This is a genomic window from uncultured Paracoccus sp. (assembly GCF_937873615.1).
Taxonomy (GTDB): Bacteria; Pseudomonadota; Alphaproteobacteria; order Rhodobacterales; family Rhodobacteraceae; genus Paracoccus.
The window spans coordinates 35,157-54,781 of record NZ_CALMYP010000034.1 but is presented as its reverse complement, the minus strand read 5'-3'; the positions used below and the strand labels follow the sequence as shown (position 1 = coordinate 54,781).

Here is a 19,625-nt window from a genome sequence, read left to right as displayed (position 1 = left end):
TGACGTTGCGCGCCGGTCTTTTCCCAGAACAGATTTCACGCTAAAGACACCAACTGCATCACCTTACCGCAAGGCTCGCCATGTCTGACGATTTTACCCGCCCCGTCCTGACGGCGCCCGATGACGCCAAGAAGGTGCTGCTGCACAGCTGTTGCGCACCCTGTTCGGGTGAGGTGATGGAGGCAATGACCGCCTCAGGGATCGACTACACCATCTTCTTTTACAACCCGAACATTCATCCTGAAAGAGAGTATCTTCTGCGCAAGGATGAAAACATCCGCTTCGCCGAAACCCATAACGTGCCCTTCGTCGATGCCGATTACGACAGCGACAACTGGTTCTCGCGGGCAAAGGGGATGGAGTGGGAGCCCGAGCGCGGCATCCGCTGCACCATGTGCTTCGACATGCGCTTCGAGCGCACGGCGCTTTACGCGCATGAGAACGGTTTCCCGGTGATGACCTCCAGCCTCGGCATCTCGCGCTGGAAGGACATGAAGCAGATCAATGGCTGCGGCGAACGCGCGGTGAAGCCCTATGACGGCCTCGAATACTGGGATTACAACTGGCGCAAGGGCGGCGGTGCCAGCCGCATGATCGAGATTTCCAAGCGCGAGGAATTCTACATGCAGGAATATTGCGGCTGCGTCTATTCCCTGCGCGACACCAATCGCCACCGCCGCGAGGTCGGGCGCGGTCAGATCGAGATCGGGACCATGTATTACGGCAGGGATTCCGAGGAATAGGGCGCGAAACCCGTCCGCCCCGGCTGGGCGGCGATTGGCTGGCCGATCATCGGGAAGGCGCGCTGCGGGCAGGCCGGTCGGTCGCACAGCTTGCAGCCCGGCCCGATCGGGGTCGCGGCATCCGGCCCCAGCAGGTCCAGCCCCTCGGCATAGACCAGCCGTTCCGCCTGGGCGATGTCGCAGCCAAGCGCCACGGCGAAATTCTTCACCGGCGCGCCGAAGCGCCCGCCGCCATGGCTGACGGTGCGCGCCACCCACAGGTAACGCCGTCCGTCGGGCATCTGGGCGACCTGCCGCAGGACCTCTCCGGGCCGGGAAAACGCGTCATAGATGGTCCAGAGCGGGCATGAGCCCCCGAAGCGCGAGAAGTGGAAATCCGTCGCCGATTGCCGTTTCGAGATATTGCCGGCCCGGTCGACGCGGATGAAGAAGAAGGGCACGCCGCTTTCGCCGCTGCGTTGCAGGGTCGAAAGCCGGTGGCAGGTGGTCTCGAAGCCGACGCCGAAGCGGCGGGCCAGCAGTTCGATATCGTAACGCGTGGCCTCGGCGGCACTCAGGAACTCGGCATAGGGCAGGATCAGCGCGCCGGCATAGTAATTGGCCAACCCGATCCTGAGCAGCGGCTGATCCTCGGGCGACATGCCGGATTTCTGGCACAGCCGGTCGATGGTCGCGGCCTCCTCCAGCAAGGCAAGCTGGGTGCCGATCTGGAAGGCCTGCTGGGCGTCGCTCAGATGACTGGCGACATGCAGGATCCGCGTCTGCGGATCGAAGCGACGCAGGGTGCCGGCTTCGGCATTCATCTCGACCCGGATGCGGTGGCGGTCGGCCAGATAGGTCGTCAGTGCGTCCGCCCGGCCGGCGATGGGCAGCAGCGTGCCCAGCGGCTCGGCGGCGCGGTCCAATTCGTCGATATGGTTGCGGCGGGTATAGAAATAATCCCGCACGGCCTCGAACGCCGTCGGCGCGGCAGGCGCGTCGGGCTGGCCCGAGACCTGTTCGGCCAGCAGGTCGGCGCGTTCGGTCGCATTGCGCAACCGCCGCCGCATGTCCAGAATCACCTTCGCCAGGGCGGGCGAGTTATCGGCCAGATCGTGCAGTTCCGCCGTGCTGATCGTCACCCCCTGATCGGCAAGCGCCGCGCGCAGCCGAGAGGTCAGGCGCCCGTCGCCGGCCTCGTGGAAGGGCAGGGCCTCGGTTCCGAACAGCTCATCCAGCCGCGCCAGAACGGTCAGGGTCAGGGGCCGCTGGTTGCGCTCGATCTGGTTCAGATAGCTGGGCGAAAGCTCCAGCGCGCGCGCCAGTGCCGCCTGCGTCATGCCGTGATTTTCGCGCAGCCGCCGCAATTGACGGCCGAGATAGGCGTTTTTCATGCCCGCTCCTTTGCAATATTCGCAAAGACCCAAGCGCGCCTTTGCAACTCTGTGCAACTTCATTCTTTACGGTGAATGCGGCGATATGGGAATATCCGGCAGCAAATCTTGCGAAGGACCACGATGCAGGACGCCCCGCAGACGGTGATGGAAACGACCCAATTGGTTCTGCCCGCGCAGGCCAATCATTACGGGACGCTTTTCGCCGGGGACGCGCTGTCGCTGATGACCGGCGCCGCCTATGCGGTCGCCGCGCGCCACGCCCGGGGCAATGTCGTTCTGGCCTCGGTGGCCGAGGCGCGTTTCACCGCCCCGGTCCCGGTCGGCAGCCTGCTGATCCTGCGCGCCGAGATCCTGAAGACCGGGCGCAGCGCCATCCTGGTCGAGGTCACGGCGCAAGGCGAAGACCCGCAGACCGGCCACCGCATTCTGGCCGCCCAAGGACAGTTCAACATGGTCGCCGTGAATGATCGCGGCAGGCCCCGGAAGATCAACGCAGAGGAGAAGCTGCCATGAACAAGCACGAAGTCCGCACCTATAAATCGGCCGAGAATCTGGCCCGCGAAGACCAGCTTGCCTGGAAGATCGCCGAGGTCGCCGCCGATCCCGTCGCGGTCGAACCCGCCGTGACCGAGATGATCATCAACCGCATCATCGACAATGCCTCGGTCGCCGCCGCCTCGGTCGCGCGCCGCCCCGTCGCCTCGGCCCGCGCGCAGGCGATGGCGCATGGCTTCAAGCCCGGCGCGACCGTCTTCGGCGTCGACAGCGCCACCCGGGTCTCGCCGGAATGGGCGGCCTACGCCAATGGCGTCGCGGTCCGCGAGCTTGATTTCCATGACACCTATCTGGCCGCCGATTACTCGCATCCCGGCGACAATATCCCGCCGATCCTGGCGGTCGCCCAGCATACCGGCAAATCCGGCGCCGATCTGGTGCGGGGCCTCGCCACCGGCTATGAAATCCAGGTCGATCTGGTCACCGGCATCTGCCTGCACGAACACAAGATCGACCATATCGCCCATCTCGGCCCGTCGGCGGCTGCCGGCATCGGCACGCTTCTGGGCCTGCCGACCGAGGTGATCTTCCAGGCCGTCCAGCAGGCCCTGCACATCACCACCACCACCCGCCAGTCGCGCAAGGGCGAGATTTCCTCGTGGAAAGCCTATGCCCCGGCCTTCGCCGGCAAGATGGCGATCGAGGCCGTGGACCGGGTGATGCGCGGCGAAGGCGCTCCGTCGCCGGCATGGGAAGGCGAAGACGGCTTCATCGCCTATCTGCTGTCCGGCCCCGAGGCGCGCTATACCGTGCCGCTGCCCGGCAAGGGAGAGGCCAAGCGCGCCATTCTCAGCACCTATACCAAGGAACATTCGGCGGAATATCAAAGCCAGGCGCTGATCGACCTCGCCCGCCGCATGGGGCCGAAGATCGGCGACCTGTCGCAGATCGACAATATCGTCATCCATACCAGCCATCACACCCATTACGTGATCGGCACCGGCGCGGGCGACCCGCAGAAGATGGACCCGAAGGCCTCGCGCGAGACGCTGGATCATTCGATCATGTATATCTTCGCCGTGGCGCTGGAAGACGGTGGCTGGCATCACGAGAAATCCTATGCCCCCGAACGCGCCGGCCGGCCCGAGACCGTGGCGCTCTGGCACAAGATCTCGACCACCGAGGACCCGGAATGGACGCGCCGCTATCATTCGCGCGACCCGAAGGAAAAGGCCTTCGGTGGCCGCGTCGTGGTGACGCTGAAGAACGGCACCGTGATCGAGGATGAACTGGCCCTGGCCGACGCCCATCCCGACGGCGCCCGCCCCTTCGTGCGCGAGAATTACAAGCAGAAGTTCCTGACGCTCTCGGATGGCATCATCGCGCCTGCCGAACAGACCCGCTTCCTGCAGGCGGCGGAATCGCTGCTGGACCTGAAGGCGGGCGATCTGGCGGCGCTGAACTTCGTCGTCGAAGCCGGCAAGCTCGGCGCGGCGCGTCCGTCCGGCATTTTCGACTTCAAGGGATAAGGAGGCCCGCAAATGGCACCGAAACCGAAGAAATCCGTGGCGCTGTCGGGGGTAGAGGCGGGCAATTCCGCCCTCTGCACCGTCGGCCAGACCGGCAACGACCTGCATTATCGCGGCTATGACATCCTCGACATTGCCGAGGCCGCGACGTTCGAGGAAATCGCCCATCTTCTGGTCCATGGCGCATTGCCGACGAAGGCCCAGCTGGCGGCTTACGAGGCCAAGCTCGCGCGTCTGCGCGGGCTGCCCGCGCCGGTCAAGGCGGCGCTGGAACAGCTTCCGGCGGGTTCGCACCCGATGGATGTGATGCGCACCGGGGTTTCCGTCCTTGGCTGCACGCTGCCGGAGGCCCCGGCCCATGACAATGCCGGCGCGCGCGACATCATCGACCGGCTGATGGCCTCGATGGGTTCGATGCTGCTCTACTGGTATCACTACAGCCATAATGGCCGCCGGATCGAAGTCGAGGGCGACGAGACCACGATTGCCGAACATTTCCTGCGCCTGCTGCATGGCAGGACGCCGTCGGCGGAACATATCCGGGCGATGCAGACCTCGCTGATCCTTTACGCGGAGCACGAGTTCAACGCCTCGACCTTCACCGCGCGCATGGTCGCGGGGACCGGGTCGGACATGTATTCGGCGATCACGGCGGCCATCGGCGCGCTGCGCGGCCCGAAACATGGCGGCGCGAACGAGGCCGCCTTCGAGGTCCAGTCGCGCTACGCCTCGCCCGATGACGCAGCCGAGGATATCCGTGCCCGCGTCGCCGAAAAGCAGATCGTCATCGGCTTCGGCCATCCGGTCTATACCATCGCCGATCCGCGCAATGTGGTCATCAAGCGGGTGGCGCAGAAGCTGTCGCGCGATGCCGGCGATACCCGGCTTTACGACATTGCCGAGCGGATCGAGACGGTCATGGACGAGGAACGCAAGATGTTCCCCAATCTCGACTGGTTCAGCGCGGTATCCTACTACCAGATGGGGGTGCCGACGGCGATGTTCACGCCGCTTTTCGTGATCTCGCGCACCTCGGGCTGGGGCGCGCATGTGATCGAACAGCGCGAGGACGGCAAGATCATCCGCCCCTCGGCCCATTACACCGGCCCGGAAAACCGCAAATTCGTGCCGCTTTCGGAACGCGGCCAGGAGTGAATCATGCCCTATCTCATCGGTTCTGAAACCCCCGACCGCCCGGCGGGTGAACGCTTCCAGCAGATGCTGGACGCGCCCGGCATCCTGCGCCTGCCCGGCGCCCATAATGGTCAGGCGGCCCTGCAGGCCAAGGCTGCGGGCTTCGAGGCGCTGTATCTCTCGGGCGCAGCCATGACCGCATCCATGGGTCTGCCCGATCTCGGCATCATCACCGTGGACGAGGTCGCCTTCTTCATCCGCCAGATCGCGCGGGCCACCGGCCTGCCGCTCCTGGTCGATGGCGATACCGGTTACGGCGAGGCGCTGAACGTCATGCACATGGTGCGCACCTTCGAAGACGCCGGCGCGGGCGCGGTGCATCTGGAAGACCAGTTGCTGCCGAAGAAATGCGGCCATCTGAACGACAAGAAGCTGGCCACGGCGGCGGATATGGCCGCCAAGGTCGCGGCGGCGGCCAAGGCGCGCCGGCACCTGCGCATCATCGCCCGCACCGATGCCGCCGCCAGCGAGGGGCTGGAAGGCGCCATCGCCCGCGCGAAGCTTTATGTCGAGGCCGGGGCAGATGCGATCTTCCCCGAAGCCCTGACCTCGGTCGAGATGTTCAAGGAAGTTCGCGCGGCGCTGCCGGGCGTGAAGCTTCTGGCCAATATGACCGAATTCGGCCGCACCCCGGCGCTGACCGCGCAGGAATTCGAGGATCTTGGTTATGACATGGTGATCTGGCCGGTCTCCTCGCTCAGGGTGGCGAACAAGGCGCAGGAAAAGCTCTATGCGACCCTGGCGCGCGACGGCGCGACCACCGCCATGCTGCCCGAGATGCAGACCCGGCAGGAGCTTTACGACACCATCGGGCTGAACGCTTTCGAGGCGCTGGATGCCTCGATCGCCGCCTCGATCGCGCCGGACTGGAAAGCCTGAGCGCATTCGCATTCCGAAGCAGAACAGCGGCGTCCGGGCACCGTCCCGGGCGCCGCGTTCAATTTGCGGGCGGGGGATCGGGTGGCGCAGCAGGGTGGAACCGAATCGCATGATCCGACCCTAGAGGCGGCGGGTTAAGCAATGGTTCATGCCTGACCGAATTGCCGGGTCAAGATTGACAATCCCGCCAGGGCTTTCTAGCTGTGGGTCATTCTCAGGGCGGGGTGAAACTCCCCACCGGCGGTTACAGCCCGCGAGCGCCATCCTTCGGGATGGGTCAGCAGATCCGGTGGAATTCCGGGGCCGACGGTCATAGTCCGGATGGTAGAGAATGGGGCGAACAGGGGTTTTCCTGTGCGCTTCTGACGCTCTGGGATCTTGTCATGTTGAAAGGAACCAGAGCTGTGACAAAATCCCCCAAATTCGCTTTCATCAAGGCCGGCTGGCATGCCGAAATCGTCGATCAGGCGCTTGTCGGCTTTCGGGCGCGGCTGGCCGAACTTTCCCCCGGCGCCGAGGTCGAGGTCTTCGACGTCCCCGGCGCCTTCGAGATGCCGTTGCTGGCGCAGAAACTGGCCGAGACCGGCGAATATGACGCGGTCGCGGCGGCGGCCCTGGTCGTCGATGGCGGCATCTACCGGCACGATTTCGTGGCCCAGGCGGTTGTCTCGGGACTGATGGAGGCGGGGTTGAAGACCGGCGTTCCGGTCCTGTCCGTCTCGCTGACGCCGCATCACTTCCAGCCGACCGTGGAGCATATAGGCTTCTTCCGCGCGCATTTCGTGAAGAAGGGCCACGAGGCCGCCGAGGCTGCGGTTTCGGTCGCGCAAAGCCATGCCGGGCTGGCACCGGCCGTCAGGTCCGCAGCCTGATCCGCTGACGGACCAGTTCCGTATCGCCAAGCTAGGCCCGCCGGCTTCGGCGGGTCTTTTGCTGTGGGTCCGACTATCGACCTGGCCGGGCCGGGCCAATGTCGGGCGCCTTCGGATTGCCCAGACCGCTGCTGCGCCGCGTAAAACCTGTGCATCGCCTGCGTGTATTGACGGGGTATGTACGAAATATGCACGCGATATGAACGGGATATGACCTGCGACATCTTCGTCATGAGGGGAGGTCACACTTGACCTTTCTCAAGTCCTGTCTCACCTTTTGTTGATCTCGGGACGGGTGCGACTCGCTGCTCTCTCTCTGCTCCCCGGCCCTCATGACGACCTGATTAACCTGTCTTGACTCGGGGGATTCGCATGACCGACTTCTTTTCTGATCGCCGCCAGGTGAGTTGGTTTCTCAAGCTGATCGGGCTTGTTCTGATCGCCACAGGATTGGCCCTGCTCGGCGGCGGTGCGTATCTCGCTTCGCTCGGCGGCAGCTGGTATTATGTGCTGGCCGGCATCGGGCTGGCCGTGTCGGGCTGGCGGGTCTTTCAGGGCCGGATCGACGGGCTTTACATCTATCTGATCGTCTTCATCTTCACCATTCTGTGGAATTTCTACGAGGTCGGATTCCGCTTCTGGGCCTCGGTCCCGCGACTGGCCGCGCCGATGGTCATCGGCATGGTGCTGTTGCTGGCGGCACCGCTTTTCCGTCGCGATGATGGTCGTCAGGGCGGCAGGGGGCTGCAACTTGCCGGCCTTGCTCTTCTCGGGGCTTTCGCGGCCTATATCGGGGCGATGTTCTTCCCGCATGGGATCGTGCGCAACGATGTCCCGGTGACCGCCGGCACCGAGACCGAGCGGACGCTGGCCATGGGCGGTGAATGGCGCGAATACGGCCGCACCGGCGAGGGCGTGCGCTATTCGCCGCTCGATCAGATCACCCCGGCCAATGTCGGCGAGCTGGAGGTCCTCTGGACCGCGCAGCACGGCCAGGTGCCCAACGCGTTGCAGGGCAATGCCGACCAGAACACCCCGATCTATGTCGATGGCACGGTCTATCACTGCGCCTATAACAACGTCGTCACCGCGCTTGACGGTGCCACCGGCGAAATCAAGTGGCAGTTCAACCCGCAGGCCTCGGCGCCGATCTGGATGCGCTGCCGCTCCATCGCCTATGTCGATCCGGCGCTGCTGCCGGCCGGCACGAACGAGACCGATATGCCGGCCAATGACCCCGGCGCCTCTACCGCAGCCGAGGAAGCGGCAGCCGTCATCGACCCGGTTGCCGATGCGGTCGCCACCAATACCGAAAACGCCGGCGGCACCGAGATCGCCGATGCCAATGCCATGACCACCAATGCCGGGGTGCCGGATTACAACCAGACCGCCGTCGCCAATGAGGATTGCGGCCCGCGCATCGTCATGGCGACCGCCGATGGGCGGCTGACCAGCATCCGCACCTCGGACGGCAAGGTCTGCACCAGTTTCGGCAAGGACGGTTTCGTCGACCTGCACGAAGGGATGGGCAGCTATCCCGCCGGTCAATACATGCCGACCACCGGGGCGACACTGGCGCGTGACAAGATCGTCATCGGCGGCTGGGTCATGGACAACCAGTCCGTGGGCGAGGCCCCCGGCGTGGTCCGCGCCTTCGACGCCCTGACCGGCGAGCTGGCATGGGCCTGGGACATGGGCAATGTGGCCATCGAAAAACTGCCGCCCGAGGGCGAGACCTATACCCGTGGCACCCCGAATGTCTGGGCGCCGCTGTCCTATGATCCCGACCTGAACATGGTCTATCTGCCGACCGGCAACGCCACCCCGGATTACTGGGGCGGGCATCGCCGCGATTTCGACGACGAATACAGCTCGTCGGTGGTGGCGCTGGATCTCGATACCGGCAAGCCGGTCTGGCATTTCCAGACCGTGCATCATGACCTGTGGGATTACGACGTGCCGGCCCAGCCGGGGCTGATCGACTTCCCGAAAGCCGATGGCACCGTGGTGCCTGCCGTGGTCCAGATCACCAAGCGCGGCCAGATCTTCGTGCTGGACCGCCGCGACGGCACGCCCCTGACCGAGGTGACCGAGCAGGAGGTGCCGCAGGGCAATATCCCGGGCGAGCGTTATTCGCCGACGCAGCCCTTCTCGACCGGGATGCCGCAGATCGGGGTCGATGACAGCATTCTGGACCAGCAGCACACCTGGGGCATGACGCCGCTGGATCATCTGTACTGCCGGATCCGGACCATGAAGACCAAATGGGACGGGCTGATGACGCCGCCCTCGACGGATGTCTATTTCGAATATCCGGCCCAGACCGGCGGCATGAACTGGGGCAGCGTGTCCTTCGACCAGAGCCGCAATCTGCTGCTGGTCAATGACATGCGCTGGATCAACCGCTCGCACCTGATCCCCGAGGAAACCACCGGCGGTCAGGACATGAGCGGCGGCAGCGAAGGCGGGCCGATGCGCGGCACCCCCTATCAGATGTTCATCGACTACAACACGCTGAAGTATCTGGGCACGCCCTGCTATGAGCCGCCCTATGGCACGGTCACCGCCATCGACATGGCGACCCAGCAGGTGAAATGGCAGATCCCGATGGGCACGACCCGCGACATCGGCCCCTTCGGCCTGTCGACGAAACTGCCCTTCGACACCGGGATGCCGACGCTTGGCGGGCTGCTGACGACGAAATCCGGTCTCAGCTTCTTTGCCGCGACGCAGGATTTCTATCTGCGCGCCATCGACACCGAGACCGGCAAGACCCTGTGGAAGGACCGCCTGCCGGTGGGCAGCCAGTCGGTGCCGATCACCTATACCGACAGGAACGGCCGCCAGATCATCCTCGTTCAGGCCGCCGGCGCGCGCCATAACGTCAAGGTGCGCGGCGATTACCTGATCGCCTATGCGCTGAAGCAATAGCCGGCACAAGAAAGCGCCCCGGGCTACAACAGCCCGGGGCGCTTTTGCTTTTCCGAAGATCCTTTCCCGGATCAGATATCCATCAGCAGCCGGCGCGGGTCTTCCAGCGCTTCCTTGACGCGCACGAGGAAGGTCACCGCGCCCTTGCCGTCGACGATGCGGTGGTCATAGCTCAGCGCCAGATACATCATCGGGCGGATGACGATCTCGCCACCCACAACCATCGGACGATCCTGGATCTTGTGCATCCCGAGGATGCCCGATTGCGGTGGGTTCAGGATCGGCGAGGACATGAGCGAGCCATAAACGCCGCCATTCGAGATGGTGAAGGTGCCGCCCTGCATCTCGTCCATCGTCAGCTTGCCGTCGCGGCCTTTCTTTCCAAGCTCGGCGATCTCTTTCTCTATCTCGGCGAAGCTCTTCTGGTCGGCGTCGCGCACGACCGGCACGACCAGACCCGAGGGGGTGCCGACGGCCACGCCCATATTGACGAAGTTCTTGTAGACCACGTCGGTGCCGTCGATTTCCGCGTTCACTTCCGGCACTTCGCGCAGCGCGTGGCAGCAGGCTTTCACGAAGAAGGACATGAAGCCAAGCTTGACGCCGTGCTTCTTCTCGAACTGGTCCTTGTATTCGTTGCGCAGCTCCATGATGCCCAGCATGTCCGCCTCGTTATAGGTGGTCAGCATGGCGGCGGTGTTCTGCGCGTCCTTCAGGCGCCGCGCGATGGTCTGGCGCAGGCGGGTCATCTTCACGCGCTCCTCGCGCGCTGCATCCTGCGGGGCAGAAGGCGCGCGCGGTGCGGCGGGGGCCGGGGCAGGGGCCGCAGCGGCGCGGGCCACGTCTTCCTTCATAACCCGTCCATCCTTGCCCGAGCCCTGCACGGCGTCGCGGCTGATGCCAGCCTCGGCCATGGCTTTCTTGGCCGAGGGCGCATCCTCGACATCCTTGCCCGAGGCGGCAGGGGCCGCCGCAGCGGCAGCCGGGGCAGGGGCTGCGGCAGCAGGTGCCGAAGCCGAGGCGACACCGCCTTCGGTGATCACTGCGAGGCGTGCCTTGGCATCGACGGTCGCACCTTCCTCGGCCAGGATTTCGGCCAGCACGCCAGCGGCGGGGGAGGGCACCTCGACCGAGACCTTGTCGGTTTCCAACTCGCACAGCATCTCGTCCTGAGCGACGGCATCGCCGACCTTCTTGAACCAGGTCGCGACCGTCGCTTCGGTCACCGATTCGCCCAGGGTGGGCACCATCACATCAACTGCCTTACCGCTCATCTTCGTCTGTCCTTCCTGAGCATTCTTGGCCGGGCTTTCGGCGGCCGGTTTTTGTTCTGCAGCCTGATCGGCAGCTTGTTTCGGGGCGGCGGCGGGCGCGGAGACCGCGCCCTTGCCGGTTTCGTCGATCTGCGCCAGCAGCGCATTGGGGGCGACCGTCTCGCCCTCGGCGGCGACGATCTCGGCCAGCACGCCGGCGGCGGGGGCAGGCACTTCGACCGTCACCTTGTCGGTTTCAAGCTCGCACAGCATCTCGTCGACCGCGACCGCGTCGCCCGGTTTCTTGAACCAGGTGGCGACGGTGGCCTCGGTGACGGATTCGCCCAGTGCGGGCACGCGGACTTCGGTGGTCATGTCACTTTCCTTCGATGGTCAGCGCGTCACTGACGAGCGCTTCCTGCTCGGCCTTGTGGCGCGAGCCGAGGCCGGTCGCGATCGAGGCTGCCGCTGCCCGGCCCGCATAGCGCGCGCGCTTGGCCTTGTGGCCCAGCTTGTCCAGCACCCATTCCAGATTCGGCTCGACAAAGTTCCAGCCGCCCTGGTTCTTGGGCTCTTCCTGACACCAGACCAGATCGGCATTCTTGAACCGGCCCAATTCCTTCAGCAGCGATTGCTGCGGGAAGGGATAGAACTGTTCCAGACGCATCAGATAGACATCGGTGATGCCACGCTCGTCACGCTCTTTCAGCAGGTCGAAATAGACCTTGCCGGAACACAGCACGACGCGCTTGATCTTGTCGTCCTTGACCAGCTTGGTATCCGAATTGCCGCGCTGCGCGTCGTCATGCAGCACACGGTGGAAGATCGAACCGGTCTGGAACTCTTCCGCCGTCGAGATCGCCATCGGGTGACGCAGCAGCGATTTCGGGGTCATGATGACCAGCGGCTTGCGGAAGCTGCGATGCAGCTGGCGGCGCAGCAGGTGGAAATAGTTCGCCGGCGTGGTCACATTGGCGACGATCCAGTTGTCTTCGGCGCACATCTGCAGGAAGCGTTCCGGCCGGGCCGAGGAGTGTTCGGGCCCCTGACCTTCATAGCCATGCGGCAGCAGCATCACCAGGCCGGACATGCGCAGCCATTTCTTCTCGCCCGAGGAGATGAACTGGTCGAACATGATCTGCGCGCCATTGGCGAAGTCGCCGAACTGCGCTTCCCACAGCGTGAGTGCATTGGGTTCAGCCATCGAATAGCCGTATTCGAAGCCCAGCACCGCATATTCCGAGAGCATGGAGTCATGCACCTCGTAACGGGCCTGCCCCTCGCGGATATTGTTCAGCGGATAGTAACGCTGCTCGGTCATCTGGTCGATGAAGGCCGAATGGCGATGGCTGAAGGTGCCGCGCGTCGAATCCTGCCCGGTCAGGCGGACCCGGCTGCCTTCCACCAGCAGCGAACCGAAGGCAAGCGCCTCGCCCGTGGACCAGTCGAAGCCGCGCCCGGTCTCGAACATCTGCTTCTTGGCGTCGATGAGGCGACCGACGGTCTTGTGCAGGTTGAAATCCTTGGGCGGCGTGGTCAGGGCGCGACCGATTTCGGCCATGGTTTCAGGCGCGATGCCGGTATCGCCGGGCGTGTATTCGGCGCCTTCCTTTTCCAGCCCCGTCCATTTGCCATCCAGCCAGTCGGCCTTGTTCGGCTTGAAGTTCTTGCCGATCTCGAACTCTTCGTTCAGATGCGCCTGGAAGGCGGCCTTCATATCCTCGATCTCGCCTTCGGGGATCAGCCCGTCGGCGACCAGCCGTTCGGTGTAAAGCTGAAGGGTCGTCTTGTGACCCTTGATTTCCTTGTACATGAGCGGGTTGGTGAACATCGGCTCGTCGCCTTCGTTGTGACCGAAGCGGCGATAGCAGAAGATGTCCAGAACCACGTCCTTGTGGAATTTCTGCCGGAACTCGGTCGCGACCTTGGCGGCGTGAACGACGGCCTCGGGGTCGTCGCCGTTGACGTGGAAGATCGGCGCTTCCACCATCAGCGCGATATCGGTCGGATAGGGCGAGGTGCGGCTGAAATGCGGCGCCGTGGTAAAGCCGATCTGGTTGTTCACGACGATATGGATGGTGCCGCCGGTGCGGTGGCCGCGAATGCCCGAAAGCTGCAGACATTCCGCGACGATGCCCTGACCGGCGAAGGCCGCATCGCCATGCAGCAGGACCGGCAACACCTTGGTGCGGTCGGGCGTGTCATGCAACTGGTCGCCCTTGGCGCGGGCCTTGCCCAGCACGACCGGGTTCACCGCTTCCAGGTGCGAGGGGTTCGCGGTTAGCGACAGGTGAACGACGTTCTCATCGAACTCGCGATCCGACGAGGCGCCGAGATGGTATTTCACATCGCCCGAGCCGTCGACCTCATCGGGCTTGAAGCTGCCGCCCTGGAATTCGTGGAAGATGGCGCGGTAGGGCTTGTTCATCACATTGGCCAGCACCGAGAGGCGGCCCCGGTGGGGCATGCCGAAGACGATTTCCTGCACACCTAGCGCGCCGCCGCGCTTGATGATCTGCTCCATCGCCGGGATCAGCGATTCACCGCCATCGAGGCCGAAACGCTTGGTGCCCATGTATTTCACATGCAGGAACTTCTCGAAGCCCTCGGCCTCGACCAGCTTGTTCAGAATGGCGCGGCGGCCATTCTGGGTGAACTGGATCTCCTTGCCGTAACCCTCGATCCGCTCTTTCAGCCAGGCGGCTTCCTCGGGGTTGGAGATATGCATGTATTGCAGCGCGAAGGTGCCGCAATAGGTGCGCTTCATCAGCTCGACGATCTGCCGGATCGAGGCGATTTCGAGGCCAAGCACATTGTCGATGAAGATCGGGCGGTCCAGATCGGCCTCGCTGAAGCCATAGCTTGTCGGATCGAGTTCGCCATGATCGGGCACTTCGCGCAGCCGCAGCGGGTCAAGCTCGGCATGAAGGTGGCCACGGATACGGAAGGCGCGGATGATCATCAGCGCGCGGATCGAATCGAGCACCGCCTGGCGCATGGCGGCAGGGTCGACCTGCTTGCCCTTCTCCTCGGCCTTGGCGGCGATCTTTTCCATCGCGGCCTTGGCCTCGGGCTTGGTCGATTGCGGCCATTCGCCGGTCAGCGCCGAGATATTGTCGCCCACCGGCATCGGCGGCCAGTCGGCGCGTTTCCAACTCGGCCCGGCGGCCTCGGCCACCGCGTCCTGGGCACTGTCGCCGAGCGCCGCGAAATAGCGGTCCCAGGCGGCATCGACCGCCTGCGGGTCGCGCGCCCATTGGCCGTAAAGCTGTTCGACATAGGTCGCGTTATGGCCCTGCAGGAAGGAGGAATCGTGGAAGTCGGCGTTCTTGGGTTGGTCGTTCATGATTGAACCTCGGAAAGAAAGGGGCCGTATCTGTCGGAAAGGGTGCGGGTCGTGAAGGGGATGTTCATGTCCGCCTCACGCACAGTAGATGTCGATCATGCGGCTGCCGGGATCGTCCAGCGGCGAGACCTGCATGGCTTGCTCGACCCGGCCCACGCGGCGGCTTTCCAGCCCGCAAAGCGCGGCAGCGGCGCGATGATCGGCATCGGCGGGGGCAGAGGCGGGATGATAGATCACGCGCCAGCCGTAATCGCGGCGCGCGACGGTGCGCACGGATTCAGGTGGCAAGGCGCTGGCATGGGGCAGGTTGGTCCGCGCCGGCACACCGCCGCGCAGGACTTCGTCGGTATTGCGTGGTCCGCAGGCGGAAAGTGTCAGCGCCGCGATCACCGCCGACGGCGCAAGCAGCCGTCCCGCAGAGGCGGGGGCGCTGTTATCTCGGGCGTGGCTGGCCTCGGTCATGTCAACCTGCTGCACAAAGATTCCGCATCCCCATAGTTGGTACGGGGATGCGGTATGTCAAACATTCAGCCCTTGATGGCTTTCAGCACGGCCTCGCCCAGCTGGGCGGGGCTGTCGGCGACGATGATGCCGGCCTTCTTCATGGCCTCGATCTTCGATTCCGCATCGCCCTTGCCACCCGAGACGATGGCACCGGCATGGCCCATGCGCCGGCCCGGAGGTGCCGTGCGACCGGCGATGAAGCCGGCGGTGGGTTTCCAGACGCCTTTCTTCTTCATCTCGGCCAGGAATTCCGCGGCCTCTTCCTCGGCCGAGCCGCCGATTTCGCCGATCATGATGATCGATTCGGTTTCCGGGTCCTCAAGGAACATGCGCAGCACGTCGATATGCTCCATCCCCTTGATCGGGTCGCCGCCGATGCCGACCGCCGAGGACTGGCCGAGGCCGACATCCGAGGTCTGCTTGACGGCCTCATAGGTCAGCGTGCCCGAACGCGAGACGACGCCGACCGAGCCGCGACGGAAGATCGAGCCCGGCATGATGCCGATCTTGCATTCGTCCGGTGTCATGATGCCGGGGCAGTTCGGCCCGATCAGGATCGAGGGCGAATCCATCAGCGCGCGCTTGACGCGCATCATGTCCAGCACCGGGATGCCTTCGGTGATCGCCACGATCAGCGGGATCTGGGCGTCGATGGCCTCCAGGATCGAATCCGCCGCGAAGGGCGGGGGGACGTAGATCGCGGTCGCGGTCGCGCCGGTTTTCGCCACGGCCTCGTGGACCGAGTTGAAGACCGGCAGGCCGAGATGCTCGGACCCGCCCTTGCCCGGCGTCACGCCGCCGACCATCTTGGTGCCGTAAGCGATCGCCTGTTCGGTGTGGAAGGTGCCCTGGGATCCGGTGATGCCCTGGGTGATGACCTTGGTGTTCTTGTCTACGAGGATGGCCATTGGTGATTATCCTTTCACCGCTTTAACGATCTTTTCGGCGCCGTCTTTCAGGTCATCTGCGGCGATGACGTTCAGCCCGCTTTCATTGATGATCTTCTTGCCCAGATCGACATTGGTGCCTTCCAGACGCACGACCAGCGGAACCTGCAGGCCCACTTCCTTCACGGCGGCGACGATGCCTTCCGCGATGATGTCGCAGCGCATGATGCCGCCGAAGATGTTGACGAGAATGCCTTTGACGTTGGGGTCCGAGGTGATGATCTTGAAGGCCTCGGTCACCTTTTCCTTGGTGGCGCCGCCGCCCACGTCGAGGAAGTTCGCAGGCTCCGCCCCGTAAAGCTTGATGATGTCCATCGTGGCCATCGCAAGACCGGCGCCGTTGACCATGCAGCCGATCTCGCCATCCAGCGCGATATAGTTCAGGTCGTATTTCGAGGCTTCGAGTTCCTTCGGATCTTCCTCGGTCTCGTCGCGCAGCGCGAAGATGTCGCTGTGGCGATAAAGCGCGTTATTGTCGAAGCCCATCTTGGCGTCGAGCGCCTTGAGATTGCCCTCGGTGGTGACGATCAGCGGGTTGATCTCCAGCATCTCCATGTCCTTGTCGAGGAACAGGCGATAGAGGTCTTTCACCAGCTTCACGCATTGCTTCACCTGCTGGCCGGTCAGGCCAAGGGCGAAGGCGACGCGGCGGCCGTGGAAATCGCTGAGGCCCGAGGCCGGATCGACGCTGAAGGAGACGATCTTTTCCGGGGTGGAGGCCGCGACTTCCTCGATATCCATGCCGCCTTCGGTCGAGGCGACGAAGCTGACCCGCGACGAGCCGCGATCGACCAGCAGGGCCAGATAAAGCTCGGTCTCGATGTCCGAGCCGTCTTCGATATAGATGCGGTTCACCTGCTTGCCGGCTGCACCGGTCTGATGGGTGACCAGCGTGCGGCCGAGCATCTGGCGGGTCATTTCCTCGGCTTCCGAGGTCGACTTGGCCAGGCGCACACCGCCCTTTTCGCCGGCTTCGGCTTCCTTGAACTTGCCCTTGCCGCGACCACCGGCATGGATCTGGGCCTTGACCACCCAGAGCGGGCCGTCGAGTTCGCCGGCGGCGCGCTTGGCGTCTTCGGCACGGGTCACGACGCGACCGTCGCTGACCGGAACGCCATAATCGCGCAGCAGCGACTTGGCCTGGTATTCGTGGATGTTCATGGCAAACCTCTTTTTGATACGGTTTGCAGGAGTTTCTGGCACATTCGAATGCAGGGATGAACCTTTTTTGTGCGCTGTTCGATGGAATTGGCAAAAAACCTTCCATTGTGATCACGCCTAGAAATCATGTGATCACAAAGCCTCGTCTTATGCGGCGATCCGAATGTGCGGTTGCATCCGCCGGCCCGTGCAGGAAGGATCATGGCGAGGAAAAACGCAGCAGGAGCACGCATTGCCCGACGATGATTCCCCGCCGACGCAGCCACCGCGTTGGGGCGTGGTGGCGACGGTGGACGAGCCTGCGGCGCTTCTGGCCGCCTGGGTCGCGCATCACCTGGCCATCGGGGCGAGCGAGTTGCACCTGTTCCTCGACCGCCCGAACCCTGAGGTCGAACTGCTGCTGACCGGCATTCCGAAGGTAATCCTGCACCGATCCGGCGAGGATGGCTGGAAGGACAGGGGCGGCAAGCGTCCCGACCGGCACCAGGCGCGGCAGAGCTATAACGCGACGCGGATTCTGGGGGAAACGACGCTCGACTGGCTGATCCATTGCGATGCGGACGAGTTTCTGCGCCTCGACGCCTCTTTCGAGGACGAGTTGGCGCGGGTGCCCGAGGGCATCGAATGGCTGCTGCTGACGGTTGAGGAGCGGGTCTGGACCGGCGGTGACATCGGTGCCGATATCTTCGCCGGTGCCTTCCGGCTGCCGCTGAGCGATTTTGGCCTGATCGGGCCGGCGCTTTACGGGGCCGAACGGGCCGAGCGGTTGAATTCCGGGCTCAGCGGTCACGATGTCGGCAAGGCCTGTGTGCGGGCCGGGCGCGGCTATGTGCTGAACATCCACCGCCCGGCCAGCAGCCGCAAGGCCACAGGCTGCGACCTGCGGTCCCGGCGCAGCGAGGCGGTGCGGCTGCTGCATTTCAACGGAATGACCCGGCTGCAATATATCATGAAGATGCTGCGGCGGGGCTTGGTGGTGTTGGATGGGCTCTCCTCTCCTTCATCCAAGGCGCGCAAGCTGCAATTCGGGCATGCCATCGCAAATGCGCGGGATCCCGAGGCGATGACGACGCTCTGGCGCGACATGCAGGCCGTCAGTGCCGAAGAACTGCTGATGCTGGAGGAGTTGGGCGGCATAACCTATGCCGGGACCTCGATTCAGGCCGAGACGCAAGCGTTATTTGGCGACCGGGTCGACCTGAGCCCGGCGGCTTTCGACCGTGCTCTGGTTGCGCATGAGGCCGACGCATTGGCGCTGTTGGATCAGCGGATCGGGTTCGATCCTCGTCCCCTGATGGCGCGGTAGAAAAGAAAAACGGCGCAACCCGGGGGGCGCGCCGTTCTCGATTTTCCGTGCGAGGACGCGATCAGGCCAGCGACGGGTCGATCTGCTTGCAGGCCTCGACCAGGCCCTTCACGGCGTCGACGGACTTGTCGAACATCACCTGTTCGTCCTTGTCCAGCTTGATGTCGATGACCTTCTCGATGCCGCCGGCACCGATCACGGTCGGCACGCCGACATAGAGGTTCTTCAAGCCATAGGCATTGTCGACATGGGCGGCGCAGGGCAGGACGCGCTTCTGATCCTTCAGATAGGCTTCCGCCATCTCGATGGCCGAGGTCGCCGGCGCATAGAAGGCCGAGCCGGTCTTCAGCAGGCCGACGATCTCGGCACCGCCGTCACGGGTGCGCTGCACGATGGCGTCGAGCTTGTCCTGCGTGGTCCAGCCCATCTTGACCAGATCGGGCAGCGGGATGCCGGCGACGGTCGAATAGCGGGCCAGCGGCACCATGGTATCGCCATGGCCGCCCAGCACGAAGGCGGTGACATCCTTCATCGAGACGCCGAATTCCAGCGACAGGAAGTGGCGGAAACGCGCCGAATCGAGCACGCCGGCCATGCCGCAGACTTTCTCGGCCGGCAGGCCGCTGAACTTCTGCAGCGCCCAGACCATCGCGTCGAGTGGGTTGGTGATGCAGATCACGAAGGCGTTCGGAGCATGGGCCTTGATGCCTTCGCCGACCGATTTCATGACTTTCAGGTTGATGCCCAGCAGGTCGTCGCGCGACATGCCCGGCTTGCGCGGCACGCCTGCGGTGACGATGCAGACATCGGCGCCGGCGATATCGGCGTAATCGTTGGTCCCCTTCAGGGTGGCGTCAAAGCCCTCGGCCGGGCCGGATTCGGCGATATCCAGCGCCTTGCCCTGCGGCGTGCCTTCGGCGATGTCGAACATGACGACATCGCCCAGTTCCTTCATCGCGGCCAGATGAGCCAGCGTGCCGCCGATCTGGCCGGCGCCGATAAGAGCGATCTTGGGACGAGCCATGGTTTCCTCCGGGAAATGGTCTAATGGTCGTGGCATGGGTTAGACGGTCGCCAACGCGCTTTCAA

The 19,625-nt window shown here is 64.2% G+C and carries 15 protein-coding genes and 1 riboswitch; of the genes, 8 read left to right on the top strand and 7 right to left on the bottom strand.

What is annotated here, in order from left to right; translation table 11 throughout:
• Positions 1 to 80: 80 nt before the first annotated feature.
• Positions 81 to 743: an epoxyqueuosine reductase QueH gene (locus tag Q0330_RS09410; protein ID WP_299477820.1), complete on the top strand. Its 663-nt coding sequence runs from the start codon at positions 81 to 83 to the stop codon at positions 741 to 743.
• On the opposite strand, the gene Q0330_RS09405 is transcribed toward Q0330_RS09410, so the two are convergent.
• Entirely contained in the window at positions 719 to 2,116 is a 1,398-nt protein-coding gene (locus Q0330_RS09405; RefSeq protein ID WP_299477817.1) for a short-chain fatty acyl-CoA regulator family protein, read from the bottom strand. The genes Q0330_RS09410 and Q0330_RS09405 overlap by 25 nt on opposite strands.
• 123 nt (positions 2,117 to 2,239) lie before the next feature.
• Here Q0330_RS09405 and Q0330_RS09400 point away from each other — a divergent pair, with 123 nt between their 5' ends.
• The 6 genes from Q0330_RS09400 (at position 2,240) to Q0330_RS09375 (ending at position 10,019) form a co-directional block, all read left to right on the top strand.
• On the top strand, positions 2,240 to 2,632 hold the full coding sequence (locus tag Q0330_RS09400; RefSeq protein WP_299477814.1) for an acyl-CoA thioesterase: 393 nt from the start codon (positions 2,240 to 2,242) through the stop codon (positions 2,630 to 2,632).
• Complete coding sequence (locus Q0330_RS09395) at positions 2,629 to 4,143, top strand: MmgE/PrpD family protein (RefSeq protein ID WP_299477811.1); 1,515 nt, start codon at positions 2,629 to 2,631, stop codon at positions 4,141 to 4,143. The genes Q0330_RS09400 and Q0330_RS09395 overlap by 4 nt, the downstream gene beginning before the upstream one ends.
• Positions 4,144 to 4,155: 12 nt before the next feature.
• Positions 4,156 to 5,298: a 2-methylcitrate synthase gene (prpC, locus tag Q0330_RS09390; RefSeq protein ID WP_299477808.1), complete on the top strand. Its 1,143-nt coding sequence runs from the start codon at positions 4,156 to 4,158 to the stop codon at positions 5,296 to 5,298.
• Positions 5,299 to 5,301: 3 nt separating this feature from the next.
• Positions 5,302 to 6,216 carry a methylisocitrate lyase gene (gene prpB / locus Q0330_RS09385; RefSeq protein WP_299477805.1) on the top strand — a complete coding sequence of 305 codons (915 nt, stop codon included), beginning with the start codon at positions 5,302 to 5,304 and terminating at the stop codon, positions 6,214 to 6,216.
• Between the two features lie 206 nt (positions 6,217 to 6,422).
• A riboswitch (FMN riboswitch) is annotated at positions 6,423 to 6,553 on the top strand.
• A gap of 67 nt (positions 6,554 to 6,620) precedes the next feature.
• Positions 6,621 to 7,088 carry a 6,7-dimethyl-8-ribityllumazine synthase gene (locus Q0330_RS09380; RefSeq protein ID WP_299477803.1) on the top strand — a complete coding sequence of 156 codons (468 nt, stop codon included), beginning with the start codon at positions 6,621 to 6,623 and terminating at the stop codon, positions 7,086 to 7,088.
• A 372-nt stretch (positions 7,089 to 7,460) separates the two neighbouring features.
• The gene (locus tag Q0330_RS09375; RefSeq protein ID WP_299477800.1) at positions 7,461 to 10,019 is read left to right on the top strand and encodes a membrane-bound PQQ-dependent dehydrogenase, glucose/quinate/shikimate family; all 2,559 of its coding nucleotides are present in this window, start codon (positions 7,461 to 7,463) and stop codon (positions 10,017 to 10,019) included.
• A gap of 71 nt (positions 10,020 to 10,090) precedes the next feature.
• Here the strand turns inward: Q0330_RS09375 and odhB are convergent, their stop codons facing one another.
• The 5 genes from odhB to sucC form a co-directional block, all read right to left on the bottom strand.
• Positions 10,091 to 11,647, bottom strand: a complete 1,557-nt coding sequence (odhB, locus tag Q0330_RS09370) for a 2-oxoglutarate dehydrogenase complex dihydrolipoyllysine-residue succinyltransferase (RefSeq protein ID WP_299477797.1) — start codon at positions 11,645 to 11,647, stop codon at positions 10,091 to 10,093.
• 1 nt (position 11,648) lies between these two features.
• Positions 11,649 to 14,618, bottom strand: coding sequence for a 2-oxoglutarate dehydrogenase E1 component (locus tag Q0330_RS09365; RefSeq protein ID WP_299477794.1), 2,970 nt, complete (start codon positions 14,616 to 14,618; stop codon positions 11,649 to 11,651).
• Between the two features lie 75 nt (positions 14,619 to 14,693).
• Positions 14,694 to 15,095, bottom strand: coding sequence for a hypothetical protein (locus tag Q0330_RS09360; protein ID WP_299477791.1), 402 nt, complete (start codon positions 15,093 to 15,095; stop codon positions 14,694 to 14,696).
• A 50-nt stretch (positions 15,096 to 15,145) separates the two neighbouring features.
• Positions 15,146 to 16,030, bottom strand: coding sequence for a succinate--CoA ligase subunit alpha (gene sucD, locus Q0330_RS09355; RefSeq protein ID WP_299477788.1), 885 nt, complete (start codon positions 16,028 to 16,030; stop codon positions 15,146 to 15,148).
• Between the two features lie 6 nt (positions 16,031 to 16,036).
• Positions 16,037 to 17,230: an ADP-forming succinate--CoA ligase subunit beta gene (sucC, locus tag Q0330_RS09350; RefSeq protein WP_299477785.1), complete on the bottom strand. Its 1,194-nt coding sequence runs from the start codon at positions 17,228 to 17,230 to the stop codon at positions 16,037 to 16,039.
• 232 nt (positions 17,231 to 17,462) lie between these two features.
• Here sucC and Q0330_RS09345 point away from each other — a divergent pair, with 232 nt between their 5' ends.
• Positions 17,463 to 18,536 carry a glycosyltransferase family 2 protein gene (locus Q0330_RS09345; RefSeq protein ID WP_299477782.1) on the top strand — a complete coding sequence of 358 codons (1,074 nt, stop codon included), beginning with the start codon at positions 17,463 to 17,465 and terminating at the stop codon, positions 18,534 to 18,536.
• A 61-nt stretch (positions 18,537 to 18,597) separates the two neighbouring features.
• Here the strand turns inward: Q0330_RS09345 and mdh are convergent, their stop codons facing one another.
• On the bottom strand, positions 18,598 to 19,560 hold the full coding sequence (gene mdh / locus Q0330_RS09340) for a malate dehydrogenase (RefSeq protein WP_299477779.1): 963 nt from the start codon (positions 19,558 to 19,560) through the stop codon (positions 18,598 to 18,600).
• Between the last annotated feature and the right edge of the window lie 65 nt (positions 19,561 to 19,625).